The 13,214-nt window shown below is 74.2% G+C and carries 10 protein-coding genes; 1 reads left to right on the top strand and 9 read right to left on the bottom strand.

The genetic code is table 11. The features are described 5' to 3' along the window. Position 1: 1 nt before the first annotated feature. The 7 genes from rho to argS form a co-directional block, all read right to left on the bottom strand. The gene (gene rho / locus PED38_RS01495; protein WP_063072891.1) at positions 2 to 2,491 is read right to left on the bottom strand and encodes a transcription termination factor Rho; all 2,490 of its coding nucleotides are present in this window, start codon (positions 2,489 to 2,491) and stop codon (positions 2 to 4) included. A 293-nt stretch (positions 2,492 to 2,784) separates the two neighbouring features. Then, positions 2,785 to 3,735 carry a homoserine kinase gene (gene thrB, locus PED38_RS01490; protein ID WP_270979439.1) on the bottom strand — a complete coding sequence of 317 codons (951 nt, stop codon included), beginning with the start codon at positions 3,733 to 3,735 and terminating at the stop codon, positions 2,785 to 2,787. Positions 3,736 to 3,746: 11 nt separating this feature from the next. Continuing rightward, complete coding sequence (gene thrC, locus PED38_RS01485; RefSeq protein WP_063072890.1) at positions 3,747 to 4,823, bottom strand: threonine synthase; 1,077 nt, start codon at positions 4,821 to 4,823, stop codon at positions 3,747 to 3,749. Beyond that, the gene (locus tag PED38_RS01480; protein ID WP_270979288.1) at positions 4,823 to 6,154 is read right to left on the bottom strand and encodes a homoserine dehydrogenase; all 1,332 of its coding nucleotides are present in this window, start codon (positions 6,152 to 6,154) and stop codon (positions 4,823 to 4,825) included. Before PED38_RS01480 ends, thrC begins: the two co-directional genes overlap by 1 nt. Further along, positions 6,151 to 7,650, bottom strand: a complete 1,500-nt coding sequence (locus PED38_RS01475; protein ID WP_270979287.1) for a diaminopimelate decarboxylase family protein — start codon at positions 7,648 to 7,650, stop codon at positions 6,151 to 6,153. The genes PED38_RS01480 and PED38_RS01475 overlap by 4 nt, the downstream gene beginning before the upstream one ends. 149 nt (positions 7,651 to 7,799) lie before the next feature. Then, positions 7,800 to 8,630: an LmeA family phospholipid-binding protein gene (locus tag PED38_RS01470; protein WP_063072887.1), complete on the bottom strand. Its 831-nt coding sequence runs from the start codon at positions 8,628 to 8,630 to the stop codon at positions 7,800 to 7,802. An 11-nt stretch (positions 8,631 to 8,641) separates the two neighbouring features. Then, complete coding sequence (gene argS, locus PED38_RS01465; RefSeq protein ID WP_270979285.1) at positions 8,642 to 10,306, bottom strand: arginine--tRNA ligase; 1,665 nt, start codon at positions 10,304 to 10,306, stop codon at positions 8,642 to 8,644. A gap of 194 nt (positions 10,307 to 10,500) precedes the next feature. Here argS and PED38_RS01460 point away from each other — a divergent pair, with 194 nt between their 5' ends. Then, the gene (locus PED38_RS01460; protein WP_063072885.1) at positions 10,501 to 11,148 is read left to right on the top strand and encodes a hypothetical protein; all 648 of its coding nucleotides are present in this window, start codon (positions 10,501 to 10,503) and stop codon (positions 11,146 to 11,148) included. A gap of 11 nt (positions 11,149 to 11,159) precedes the next feature. Here PED38_RS01460 and PED38_RS01455 read toward each other — a convergent pair whose 3' ends face one another. Then, the gene (locus PED38_RS01455) at positions 11,160 to 11,954 is read right to left on the bottom strand and encodes a transglutaminase-like domain-containing protein (RefSeq protein WP_063072884.1); all 795 of its coding nucleotides are present in this window, start codon (positions 11,952 to 11,954) and stop codon (positions 11,160 to 11,162) included. 85 nt (positions 11,955 to 12,039) lie between these two features. After that, on the bottom strand, positions 12,040 to 13,074 hold the full coding sequence (locus tag PED38_RS01450; RefSeq protein ID WP_270979283.1) for a LacI family DNA-binding transcriptional regulator: 1,035 nt from the start codon (positions 13,072 to 13,074) through the stop codon (positions 12,040 to 12,042). Between the last annotated feature and the right edge of the window lie 140 nt (positions 13,075 to 13,214).

The raw sequence follows: 13,214 nt of genomic DNA, 5'->3' as shown, positions 1-13,214 counted from the left end.
GTCAGCCCTTCTCGTGCGCGCCGTGCCCGTGGCTCTGGTGGGACTGGCCGTTCGCGGTGTTGGGCATCGACGCCTGGACCTTCATGAGGAACTCGACGTTGGAGCTCGTCTCCTTCAGGCGGCTGAGGACGATCTCGAGGGCCTGCTGCTGCTCGAGCCCGGCGAGGGCGCGGCGCAGCTTCCACGTGACCTTGACCTCGTCGGCGCCCATGAGCATCTCCTCGCGGCGCGTGCCGGAGGCGTTCACGTCGACGGCGGGGAAGATCCGCTTGTCGGCGAGGGCGCGGGAGAGGCGGAGCTCCATGTTGCCGGTGCCCTTGAACTCCTCGAAGATGACCTCGTCCATCTTGGAACCGGTCTCCACCAGCGCCGTGGCGAGGATCGTGAGCGATCCGCCGTGCTCGATGTTGCGCGCGGCGCCGAAGAAGCGCTTCGGCGGGTAGAGCGCCGACGAGTCGACGCCGCCCGAGAGGATCCGGCCCGACGCGGGCGCCGTGAGGTTGTACGCGCGGCCGAGGCGGGTGATGGAGTCGAGCAGCACGACCACGTCGTGGCCGAGCTCCACGAGGCGCTTGGCGCGCTCGATGGCGAGCTCGGCGACCGTCGTGTGGTCCTCGGCGGGACGGTCGAAGGTCGAGGCGATGACCTCGCCCTTCACCGTGCGCTGCATGTCGGTGACCTCCTCGGGACGCTCGTCGACCAGCACGACCATGAGGTGGACCTCGGGGTTGTTGGTGGCGATGGCGTTCGCGATGGCCTGGAGCACGAGCGTCTTGCCGGCCTTGGGCGGCGAGACGATGAGGCCGCGCTGGCCCTTGCCGATCGGCGACACGAGGTCGATGATCCGCGTGGTGAGCTTGTTGGGCTCGGTCTCGAGGCTGAGGCGGTCCTGCGGGTACAGCGGCGTGAGCTTGCCGAACTCGACGCGGTTCGCGGCCTCCTCGGGCGGCAGGCCGTTGACCGAGTCGATCTTCACGATCGCGTTGTACTTCTGGCGGCTCTGGCTGTCGTTCTCGCGCGGCTGGCGGATGGCGCCGACGATCGCGTCGCCCTTGCGCAGCGAGTGCTTCTTGACCTGGCCGAGGGAGACGTAGACGTCGTTCGTGCCGGGGAGGTAGCCGCTCGTGCGGACGAACGCGTAGTTGTCGAGCACGTCGAGGATGCCCGCCACGGGCAGGAGGACGTCGTCCTCGGTCACCTCGGGCTCGAAGTCGTCGCCGCCCTGGCCGCGGCCGCGCTTGCGGTCGCGGTACCGGCTGCGGCCGTTGCGGTCCTCGTCGCGGCCGAGGTCGGCGCGCGCCTGGTCGGCGCGCACGTCCTGCGTGCGGTCGCCCTGGCCGCGGCCCGACTGGCGCTGACGGCCCGTGCGGGCCTCCTCCTGCGCCTCGTCGTCGGCGTCCTGCTCGCGCGGGGCCTGGTCGCGGGGCGCCTGGTCGCGACCGCCCTGCTGCTGGTCGTCCTGGTCGCGACCGCGGTCGCGGTTGCGGCGGTTGCGGCTGCGGTTGCGTCCGCCCTCGCGACCGTCGCGGCCCTGGTCGTCGCGGCGTCCGCCCTGGTCGTCGCCGTCGCGGTCGTCGCCGGAGGTCGGTGCGTCGGACGCGTCCGATGCGCTCTCGGCGGGGCCGTCCGGCGTGCGGTCGCCCTGCGGGGCCTGGCCGTTCTGGCCGCCCTGGCCGTTCTGGCCGCCCTGGCCGCCCTGGCCGTTCTGGTCGTCGCGTCCTCCGCGGCGGCGGCCGCGACCGCGGCGCTCGGGGGCCTGCTCCTGGCCGGAGTCGGCGCCGTCCTCGGCGGCGGGCGCCGCGGCGTCCTCCGTCGGCACGAGCTGATCGGCCGTCTGGCCGCTGTTGACGTGCTGGGCCGCCTGGCGCGGGGCCTCGACGGCGGGGTCCACGACGCCGGAGCTCGTGGCGCGGCGCGATCCGCGGCGTGCGGCGGGCGCGTCGGCGCGGGTCGCGGGGGCGGCATCCGCGGTGCGCGGGGCATCGGACTCGGCGGCGCGGTCGCCCGCGGCCTCGGCGATGCGGGCCTCGAGGCCGGTGCTCGCGGGCTCGGCGGCGACCGGGGCCTCGACGGGCTCCGCGATGCGCTCGGGGACGATGCGGGCGGTGGTGGCGCGGCGGGATCCGCGGCCGGAGCGGGCGGGCTGCTCGGCCGGCGCCTCGGCGACGGGCGCCTCGGCGGCAGGGGCGGCGGGCGCCTCGGCGGGGCTCTCGCCGGGAGCGGCGTCCTCGACGACGGGCTCGGCGACGGGCGCCTCGGCCGGAGCCTCGGCGGACGCGGGATCCGCGACGGGAGCCTCGGCGGCGGGAGCCTCCTCAGCGGGGGCGGTGAGTCCGCGGGCGGCCTGGATCTCGGAGATCGCGGCCACCAGCTCGCCCTTGCGGAGCTTGGAGCCGCCCGGGATACCGAGCTCGGAGGCGATGGCCTGGAGCTGGGAGACGCGGAGCGTGCTCAGGTCGGCGCTCGAGGCGCGGGTGTCGACATCGGTCATGTTCGTGGGTCCTTTCCCCGATCCGCCGGGACGAAGCCCGTGCGGAGGAGAGCCGATCGCGTGTGTCTCCGCCGAGCGGCGGACGGTCTGATTCCGTCCGGAGCTGCTGTCGCGCACGGAGGCGCGGGATCTGGCGGGGACGACAGCGGGTGAGTGGTGAGAACGACCACCGGGACCGGATCTCCGACGCTCGTGCGTGGATCCGTCGACCCCGGGGTCGTCTGGAGCCTAGCACCCGGCGCCCCGCCCGCGCAGGGAACGGCGCGCCGGGTCGGGGGGACCGCGCGATCCGGCTAGTGGGAGGGAGCGGATCCCGCGTCGACGACCTGCACGGTGGATCCCTTGACGTCGACCGCGAGCATGAGCGCCTTCCACGGCGTGCTGCCGTGCGCGGCGACGAGCTCGGCCGCGGTCAGACGCTGGCCCGGGTCGCTCCCGAGGACGAGCAGCGACGGGCCCGCGCCCGAGACGACGGCCGCGAAGCCCGCCTCGCGAAGCAGGTGGACGAGCGCGTTCGTCTCCGGCATGGCCGCCGCGCGATAGTCCTGGTGCAGGCGGTCCTCGGTGGCCGCGAGCAGCAGCTCGGGGCTCTGGATGAGCGCCGCGATGAGCAGCGCCGAGCGCGACACGTTGAAGATCGCGTCCTCGTGCGGCACTGACTCCGGCTGGAGGCTCCGGGCGAGCGCGGTGGACATGGTGGCCACCGGCACGAGCACGAGCGGCGACACCCCGCGGTGCACGGCGAGCTTCTTGTGCTGCGGTCCGGTCTCGTCGACCCACGCGATGGTGAGGCCGCCGAAGAGGGCGGGCGCCACGTTGTCCGGGTGGCCCTCCATCTCGGTCGCGAGGCGGAGGAGCGCGTCGGCGTCGATGTCGACGGTGCCGGCGAGGAGGCCCTGCGCCGCCATGATCCCCGAGACGATCGCGGCGCCCGAGGAGCCGAGGCCGCGGCCGTGCGGGATCCGGTTCTCGGCGACGAGGTCGAGGCCGGGCATCGGCTGGTCGAACGCGGCGAACGTGTGCGCGATGGCGGTGACGACGAGGTTGGTCGCGTCGGTCGGCACCTCGCCCGCGCCCACGCCGCGCACGTCGACCGTGGCGCCGGGCGCGTCGCGCACCGTCACCGTGAGGTCGTCGTAGAGCGCGAGCGCGAGGCCGAGCGTGTCGAAGCCGGGGCCGAGGTTGGCGCTCGTCGCGGGCACGCGCACCTGCACGCGGCGCCCGACGAGGAGCGCCCGGGTCATCGGACCGTCGGTCACGACGCGACCAGGTCGAGCACGCCCGCGATCTCGGCGACGTCGACGCCGACGCTCGTGGGGGCGACGTCGGAGCCGTCGGCCGTGCGGAGCGCCCACTGCGGGTCCTTGAGGCCGTGGCCCGTGACCGTCAGGACGACCTTCGCGCCCTTCGGGATCTGCCCGGCCTCGGCGCGCTCGAGGAGCCCGGCGACGCTGATGGCCGACGCGGGCTCGACGAAGATGCCGACCTCGGCGGACAGGATGCGGTGCGCCTCGAGGATCCGTGCGTCGGAGATGGCGCCGAAGTAGCCGTCGGTGAGCAGCTGCGCCTCGAGGGCGAGCTTCCACGAGGCCGGGTTGCCGATGCGGATCGCGCTGGCGATGGTGTCGGGGTCCTTGACGATGGCGCCGTCGACGATGGGCGCGCTGCCCGCGGCCTGGAAGCCGAACATGCGGGGCAGCTTCGTGGCATTGCCGGCCTCGAGGTCCTCGCGGTAGCCGCGCGTGTACGCGGTGTAGTTGCCGGCGTTGCCGACGGGGATGAAGTGGAAGTCGGGGGCGTCGCCCAGGACCTCGACGACCTCGAAGGCGCCGGTCTTCTGGCCCTCGATGCGGTCGTTGTTCACGGAGTTGACGAGGTGCACCGGGTAGTTGGCGCTGAGCTCGCGCGCGATGTCGAGGCAGTCGTCGAAGTTGCCGCGCACCTGGAGCAGCTGCGCGTCGTGGGCGACGGCCTGGCTGAGCTTGCCCATCGCGATCTTGCCCTCGGGCACGAGCACCGCGGCGGTGATGCCCGCGTGGGTCGCGTAGGCCGCGGCCGACGCGGAGGTGTTGCCGGTGGAGGCGCAGATGACGGCCTTCGCGCCGTGCTCGACGGCCTTGGAGATGGCCATGGTCATGCCGCGGTCCTTGAAGGAGCCGGTGGGGTTCATGCCCTCGTACTTGACCCACACCTGCGCGCCCGTGCGGGCGGACAGGGCGGGCGCGGGGATGAGCGGCGTGCCGCCCTCGCCGAGGGTGATGATGGGGGTGGCGTCCGTGACGTCGAGGCGGTCGGCGTATTCGCGGAGGAGTCCGCGCCATTGGTGGGCCATCAGGCTCCTTCTACTCGGAGGACGCTCGCGACTGCCGTCACCGCGTCGAGGTTCGACACCGCGTCGACGGTGGCCCGGAGGGCCGCGTCGGTGGCGCGGTGCGTGCCGATCACCAGGCTAGCGGTGGGCCGGGCGCCGGCCCCTCCCGCCACGGGCGCCTGGTGGGTGGTCTGCTCGAGCGTCTCCACGGAGACGCCGTGCTCGCTGAACAGGTGCGCGATGCGGGCGAGCACGCCCGGCTCGTCCGCCACCTGCAGCGTGATCTGGTACTGGGTCGTGATCGCGCCGACGGGCAGCGTCTCGAGGTCGGCGTGCGTCGACTCCGCGACACCGGGGCCGCCGACGACGTGGCGGCGCGCGGCCGAGACGACGTCGCCGAGCACGGCGGAGGCGGTCTGCACTCCCCCGGCGCCCGCGCCGTAGAACATGAGGTCGCCGGCGGCTTCGGCCTCGACGAACACGGCGTTGTTCGCGCCGTGCACGGCGGCGAGCGGGTGGTCGCGCGGCACGAGGGCCGGGTAGACGCGCGCGGAGACGCCGTCGCGGCCGGTCTCGGGATCCGTGAGGCGCTCGCAGATGGCGAGCAGCTTGATCACGTAGCCGGCCTTGCGGGCCGACGCGAACTGGGCCGGCGCGAGGCCCGTGATGCCCTCGCGATGGACGGCCTCGACCGGCACGCGCGTGTGGAAGGCGAGGCTCGCGAGGATGGCCGCCTTCTGCGCCGCGTCGTGGCCCTCGATGTCGGCGGTCGGATCCGCCTCCGCGTAGCCGAGCTCCGTGGCGGTCGCGAGGGCCTCGTCGAAGCCGAGCCCGTGGGCGTCCATCTGGTCGAGGATGTAGTTCGTCGTGCCGTTGACGATGCCGAGGATCCGCTCGACCCGGTCGCCCGCGAGGCTGTCGCGCAGCGGTCGGATGATGGGGATGGCGCCCGCGACGGCCGCCTCGTAGTAGAGCTGCGCGCCCACCTGCTCGGCGGCCTCGAAGAGCTCGGGACCGTGCGTCGCGAGCAGCGCCTTGTTGGCCGTCACGACGTCCGCGCCCGAGGCGATGGCCGCGAGGATGTGCCCGCGGGCCGGCTCCAGCCCGCCCATCAGCTCGATGACGATGTCGGCGCCGAGGATGAGCGACTCGGCGTCCGTGGTGAGGAGCTCCCGCGGCACGGACGCGTCGCGCGGGGCGTCCGCGTCGCGCACCGCGATGCCCACGAGCTCGAGCCGGGCGCCCACGCGCTGGGCGAGCTCGTCGCCGTGCTCGCGCATCAGCCGCGCCACCTGGGTGCCGACCGAGCCGCAGCCCAGCAGGGCGACGCGCAGGTTCCGGTACTCGATCATCGTGCTCCGTTCACGTCGGGGGATGCGGCGGCCGGCGTGCCCGCGTCGCGCGCCAGCAGGTCGTCCACGGTCTCGCCGCGGACGATGACGCGCGCCTCGCCGTCGCGCACGGCGACGACCGGCGGGCGGCCGATCCAGTTGTAGTTGCTCGCGAGCGCCCAGCAGTAGGCGCCCGTCGCCGGGACGGCCACGAGGTCGTCGGCGCGCACGTCGCCGGGCAGGTAGTCGGCGTGCACGACGAGGTCGCCGCTCTCGCAGTGCTTGCCGGCGATGCGCACGAGGGCCGGCTCCGCGTCCGAGGAGCGGCCGGCGAGGCGCACGGAGTAGTCGGCGCCGTAGAGCGCGGGCCGCGCGTTGTCGCTCATGCCGCCGTCGACGCTCACGTAGCGGCGGATCGCCGTCTCGGCCTCCGCGGCGACGCGCGGGTCCTCCACGTCGCCCGTGGCGGACTCCGCCTCCGCGACCTCGCCGTCGATGCCGCCGACCGTGACGAGCACGTCCTTGACGGTGCCGACCGTGTAGAGCGTGGCGGTGGACGGGCCGACGATGCTCCGGCCGGGCTCCACCGCGATGACGGGCACCGCGATCCCCCGACGGGCGCACTCGTCGCCGACGATGCGGGCGAGGCGCCGGGCGATCTCGGGCACCGGCACGGGCCGGTCGACCGAGGTGTACGCGATGCCGAAGCCGCCGCCGAGATTGAGCTCGGGCACGGGGCCGTCGGCGAGCAGCCGTTCGTGCAGGTCGAGCAGCCGCCGGGCGGACTCGACGAACGCGTCGGTCTCGAAGATCTGGCTGCCGATGTGGGCGTGCAGCCCGGTGAAGGAGAGCGACGCGTGCGAGCGGATGCGGGCCACGACGTCGGCCGCGTCGGCGAGCGTGATGCCGAACTTCTGGTCCTCGCGGGCGGTCGCGAGGTACTCGTGCGTGTGGGCGTGCACGCCGCTGTTGACGCGGAGGCGCACCGGCTGGATCCGGCCGTGCGCGGCCGCCGCGGTGGCGATGCGCTCGACCTCGATGACGCTGTCGACGACGATCTGGCCGATGCCCGCGCCGACGGCCCGTTCGATCTCGGCGACGGACTTGTTGTTGCCGTGGAAGCCGAGGCGGGCCGGATCCGCGCCCGCCGCGAGCGCGACGGCCAGCTCGCCGCCGGAGCAGACGTCGATGTGGAGGCCCGCCTCCACCATCCAGCGCGCGACCTCGATGCTGAGGAACGCCTTGCCCGCGTAGTAGACGCGCGCGGTCGTGCCGACGGCGGCGGCCTCGCGCTCGAAGGCGGCCAGGGTCTCGGCGGCACGGCCCCGCACGTCGGCCTCGTCGACCACGTAGAGCGGCGTGCCGAAGCGGCGGGCGAGCTCGGGGGCGGCGACCCCGGCGATGCGGAGGACGCCGTCGGCGTCGCGGTCGGCTCCGCGGGACCAGACGCGCGCGTCCAGCGCGTTCGCGTCGTCGGGCGGCAGCAGCCAGGACGGGGCCAGCGGGTTCGCGGTCACGGAGTCACCTGTTCGTACGCGGGGCGGACGTGCGGGATGGCGAGCGGACCCGGTGCGGTCCCTGAAGCCGGAGGAGGAGGCGGTGAGAGCATCCTACCGAGGCCGATCGGGGCGCCCGGGCCATGTGACGGCGACGGGCACCGCCCGGCTCAGCCGCAGCTGCCGGTGGCCCCGAGCGAGTCGCGCGTGAGCTTCATGGACGACGACGCGACGGTCATCGACGCCTTCCCGTCCGCGATCGTCACGTCCTGCACCGCGACGCCCGCCGGGAGGTACTGCGCCACGCACACGGGGTAGGTGATGTCGCGGATGCCCTGGATGGTCTGCGCGAGGTCCACCTTCAGCGACCCCGCCTGCAGCTCCACCTGGGTGGGCGTGATGACCACGGTGGACGGGTCGCGCAGCACGGGCTCCGCGGCCACCGTGTAGCCGAGAGTGAGGCCGAGGATCCTCGTGGACCCGGTGTAGCCGAGCGTGCCGTCGCCGAAACGCAGGTCGGGCGGGGTGCCGGCCGTCTTCGCGAGGAGCGCGCTCGCGGGCGCCTGGTCCATGGACACGGTCGCGACCACGCTCCCCACCGTGCGCTCCTGGTCGGTGGGCACGTCCGTCGCGACGATGTGCGCCCGGAAGGGCGTGCCGTCCGCCTGGAGGTTCGCCCCGTCGAGCACGACGCGGTCGAGCGTGCCGCGGATCAGCTGCAGGATGACCCAGTCGCCCTGGATGGACACGTTCACCTTGCCCGACACGCGGCCGGGCAGCTGCTCGGCGATGCGCTGCTCGGCCTGGTCCTCGGCGACGCCGCGGACGGTCTGGTCGATGATCCGCAGGCCGAACGCGAGCCCGACGCCGATGATGGCGAGCACGAGCAGCCAGATGAACACGGTGCCGCCGCGCGGCCCACGCCGACGCCGCCGGGCCTCCCGCGGATCGCGCCGCTCGGGCGCCTCGAAGACCTCGGTGCCGAGGAACCGCCCCGCCATGATCCGCTCCCCTACATGCGCTCGGGGGCGGAGACGCCCACGAGGTCCAGGCCGTTCGCGACGACCCGGCGGACCGCGTCGTTCAGCCACAGGCGCGTGCGGTGGAGGTCGGTGACCTCCTCGTCGCCCCGCGGGACGACGCGGCAGCTGTCGTACCAGCGGTGGTAGGAGCCCGCGAGCTCCTCGACGTAGCGGGCGACGCGGTGCGGCTCGCGCAGCTCGGCGGCCTGGGCGACGATGCGCGGGAACTCCTGCAGGAGCCCGAGCAGCGCCGACTCGGTGGGGTGCGTGAGCAGCTCCGGCGCGAAGGCGCTCCGGTCGACGCCCGAGGCGTCCGCGTTGCGGTCGACCGCGCAGGTGCGCGCGTGGGCGTACTGCACGTAGAAGACGGGGTTGTCGTTCGTGCGCTTGCCGAGGACCGCGAGGTCGATGTCGAGGTTCTGGTCGGCGGAGGAGCGCACGAGGGCGTACCGGCCGGCGTCCACCCCCACGGCGTCCACGAGGTCGTCGAGCGTGACGATCGTGCCGTTGCGCTTGCTCATCTTCACGGGCTCGCCGTCGCGCAGCAGGTTGACCATCTGGCCGATGAGGATCTGGAGGTTGACGCCCGGGGTGTCGCCGAAGGCCTGCACCATCGCCATCATGCGGCCGACGTAGCCGTGGTGGTCGGCGCCCAGCATGATGATGTTCTGCTCGAAGCCGCGCTCGCGCTTGTCGAGGTAGTAGCCGAGGTCGCCCGAGATGTAGGCGGGCTCGCCCGTGGAGCGGATGACGACGCGGTCGCGGTCGTCGCCGAACGTGGTGGTGCGGAGCCAGACGGCGCCGTCCTCCTCGAAGACGTGGCCGAGCTCCCTCAGGCGCGCGACCGCGCGGTCGACGGCGCCGGACTCGTGCAGCGAGTCCTCGTGGAAGAACACGTCGAAGTCGACGCCGAAGTCGTGGAGCTTCTGCTTGATCTCGCCGAACATCAGCTCCGTGCCGGCGCTGCGGAAGACCTCCTGCTGCGCCTCGCGCGGGAGGGCGTCGAGGTCGCCGTCGTACCCCTCCACCACGCGCTCGGCGATCTCGCCGATGTAGGCGCCGCCGTAGCCGTCCTCGGGCGTGTCCTCGCCGAGGTGGCTCGCGAGGAGGCTGCGGGCGAACCGGTCGATCTGGGATCCGTGGTCGTTGAAGTAGTACTCGCGCGTGACGAGCGCGCCCTCGGCCTGGAGGATGCGGGCGAGGCTGTCGCCGACGGCCGCCCAGCGCACGCCGCCCAGGTGGATGGGGCCCGTGGGGTTCGCGGAGACGAACTCGAGGTTGATGCGGATCCCGTCGAGCGTCGTGCCCCGGCCGTACGCGGGGCCGGCCTCGACGATGGTGCGCGCGAGGGCGCCCGCGGCGGCCGCCTCCAGCGTGATGTTGATGAAGCCGGGCCCGGCCACGTCGACCTTCGCGACCTGCGGCAGCGCGCCCAGGCCCTCCGCGATCTCGGCGGCGAGCGCGCGCGGGCTCTCCCCGAGCGGCTTGGCGATGCGCATGGCGATGTTGGTGGCCCAGTCGCCGTGGTCGCGGTTGCGCGGGCGCTCGAGGACGACCATGTCGGGGCTGAGCGTGAGGGCGTCGGACCCCGGTCGTCGACCCGCCGTCTCGGCCACGATGTCGAACAGTGCGCCGGTCAGGTCAGGGGTCGTCATGGGGATCGATCCTACCGGCGGACGCGCGCCCGCCCGCCCGCGCGTCGCCGTGCGGGCCGCGGCGACGGGGAGCGTCCCAGCGGCGGGGCGACCGCGGTGGGTAGGGTGGCGATCCCGCCTCCCCTGCGCGTGGCACGATGCCGCGCGCCTGGCGCCGCACCGCGCGGCGCGACCGGATCCGAAGGAGCACCACCTTGCCCGTCCGCCTCCCCGCGCCCGCACGCCCCCTGGCCCCGCGCTCCGTGCCCGCCGTCGCGGCAGTCGGGCTCGCGCTCGCGCTCCTGCTCTCGGGGTGCACGAACCCCGCGCCGCTGCAGCCCGCCACGCCCGATCCCACGGCGAGCGCGGGCGGTGCCGCCGAGGCACCGGCGGACCGTCCCGGCGCGAGCACGACCGCCTCGCCCACGCCCGCGCCGCCGAAGGGCACGCCGGTCACCACCACGTGCCAGAAGCTCCTGCCCGACCTCGCGTCCTTCGGCCCCGGCTTCGCCGTGACGGCGCTCCCGGCCGACACCTCCACGGACGGCCTCCGCGCCGACATCCTCGCGATGCAGGGCATCGCCTGCGCCTTCCGCGCCTCGGACGGCACCGCCGTCGAGATCGACGTCGCGCAGCCCGTCGCGGCGGAGCTCAAGTCCCGCCGGGACGCGGCCATCCTCCTCGCCGACCCCATCGCGGGCTACCCGTCGGGCGTCGAGGCCTACTTCGAGCTGCAGGACGCGGTCGGCGTCTCCACCATCTACGCGTCGAAGCACATGGTCGTCATGCGCTCGGCGTCGTTCTACGAGCCCGGCGACCACGCCGACCTCGGCAACGCCGTGCTGAAGACCGTCGGCGGCTGATCCGGCGCGGCTCAGCCCAGGCGGACCGGCGCGGTCGCGTCGTCGACCGGCAGCTCGTCGACCGTGGCGAGCACCTCCATCCGGGAGATGGTGACGAGGCTGCGCGTGTTCGTGAGGAACGCCGTGTCCGACGCGTCGCGGCCGGTCGAGATCCGCAGCAGGCTCTGCCGCGGTGCGAGGCCGGTGGCGTCGACCACGTGCCACGCGCCGTCGACCCATGCCTCGGCCACCGCGTGGAAGTCCATCGGGCGGAGGCCCGGCGCGTAGACGGCCGCGAGGCGCGCGGGCACGTCGAGCGCCCGGAGCATCGCGATGACGAGGTGCGCGTAGTCGCGGCACACGCCCCGTCGGGCGAGCAGCGTCTGGACGGCGCCGTCGGTCGGCAGGCTGGAGCCGGGCGCGTACCGCAGCGTGTCCGCCACGAACGCGCGCACGGCCTGGAGCAGCGGCAGGCCGTCGAGGCCGCGGAACTCGCTCCGCGCCGTGGGGAAGAGCGTGTCCGACTCGCAGTACCGGCTCGGGCGGCGGTACACCCAGAGGTCCACGTCGTCGAGGGGCGCGGGATCCCGACGGCCGGTGACCGTGGCGCGGTACTCCATGGTGAGCACGCCCGCGCCGACCTCGAGCACGTGCAGGCGGGTGTCGTGCCGGTCGACCACCTCGGTCGCGGCGACGGGGCGGCCGTCGAGCGCGAACTCGAGGGTCTCGGAGGCGATGTCGGCGCCGCGGGCCACGGCGACCGCGAAGGCCATCTCGCTCCCGCCGGCGACCTGCAGCTCGAGGAGGGAGGAGACGTCGCGGCGCATGCGTCCATGGTGGCATCCGCGGCGGGCGCCGCGCGCCGCGCGCCCCGGTCGGCGCGCGCACCCGCACCGCCCCGCGAGGACGCGGTCAGACTCCGTGCGGCCCGCTCGAGGCGCGCGCGACGAGGGTCGGCTCGAGCAGCCGCGACTCCTGCTCCCGCCCGTCCACCAGGGCGAGCAGCGCCTCGAGCGCGAGGCGTCCCATCCGGTGGGCGGGCGAGCGCACGCTCGTGAGGCCGATGGACCCGGACGCGGCGAGCGGCGTGTCGTTGTAGCCCACGAGCGCGACGTCGTCCGGCACCTGGAGGCCCGCGTCGCGGAGGGCGCCCATCGCCCCGATGGCGGCGAAGTCGTTGGTCGCGAAGAGCGCGTCCGGCCGTGCTCCCGGACCGGCGGCCAGCACCGTCTCCGCCGCCTCGCGTCCCGCGGGCGCGTCGAAGCCGAGGTGGATCACGCGCTCTGGCGGAACGGGCATCCCCGCGTCCGCATAGGCCCGGAGGAACCCGGCCGTGCGGTCCACCGCCGTGGAGGCGAACGGCATCCCGGCGAGGACCGCGGGCCGCGTCCGCCCCTGCGCGATGAGGTGCTCGGCGGCCAGGCGCCCGCCGGCCACGTCGTCGCACGTGATGGCGACGTGGTCGCCACGCCGGCGCGACACGAGCACGAACGGCACGCCCTCCTCCGCCAGCTCGTCGAGGAGCGGGTCGTCGAGGTGGGCGTCGCCGAAGATCATGCCGTCGACGCGGCGGTCGAGCATGCTGCGCGTGCGGGTGCGCTGGAGCTCCGGCCGGTCGAGGCTGTTGGTGACGAAGGTGGAGACGTCGCGCTCGGTCGCCGCCTCGTCGATGCCCTCGTAGACCGTGGCGAGCACGAAGTCCTGCAGCCGCGGCACGAGCACGCCCACGAGGTCAGAGCGCGACGTGCGGAGGCTCGCCGCGTGCGGGTTCCGCCGGTAGCCGCTGCGCTGCGCGATGTCGAGGATCGCGGCGACGGTCTCGGGTCCGGCCCACCGCTCGGGGTGCTCCTCGCGGGAGTTGAGCACGCGGGAGACGGTGGTGACGCTCACGCCCGCGAGCTCCGCGATCATGCGCTGCGTGGTGGGCGGCCGGCGCTTCTGGGTCACTCGCGCCTCCTCACCCGATCAGCATGGCACAGCGTCCGCGGGGCGCCGGGAGAGGCATCCGCCCCGCCGGCGCCGAAACACCCGCGCAACAGGACGGCAACACGAACGTTCCACGAGAACCATTGACGCAATCGTTTGCG

This window comes from Clavibacter sp. CT19 (genome assembly GCF_027858075.1).
GTDB lineage: Bacteria > Actinomycetota > Actinomycetes > Actinomycetales > Microbacteriaceae > Clavibacter > Clavibacter tessellarius_A.
The sequence above is the reverse complement of the archived record's forward strand: the minus strand, read 5'-3'. Positions and strand labels throughout refer to the sequence as shown.

Bases quoted from the DNA above. Each gene is read 5' to 3' on its own strand.
- rho (WP_063072891.1), bottom strand. From the start codon at position 2,491: ATGACCGATGTCGACACCCGCGCCTCGAGCGCCGACCTGAGCACGCTC.
- thrB (WP_270979439.1), bottom strand. From the start codon at position 3,735: ATGACCCGGGCGCTCCTCGTCGGGCGCCGCGTGCAGGTGCGCGTGCCC.
- thrC (WP_063072890.1), bottom strand. From the start codon at position 4,823: ATGGCCCACCAATGGCGCGGACTCCTCCGCGAATACGCCGACCGCCTC.
- PED38_RS01480 (WP_270979288.1), bottom strand. From the start codon at position 6,154: ATGATCGAGTACCGGAACCTGCGCGTCGCCCTGCTGGGCTGCGGCTCG.
- PED38_RS01470 (WP_063072887.1), bottom strand. From the start codon at position 8,630: ATGGCGGGGCGGTTCCTCGGCACCGAGGTCTTCGAGGCGCCCGAGCGG.
- argS (WP_270979285.1), bottom strand. From the start codon at position 10,306: ATGACGACCCCTGACCTGACCGGCGCACTGTTCGACATCGTGGCCGAG.
- PED38_RS01455 (WP_063072884.1), bottom strand. From the start codon at position 11,954: ATGCGCCGCGACGTCTCCTCCCTCCTCGAGCTGCAGGTCGCCGGCGGG.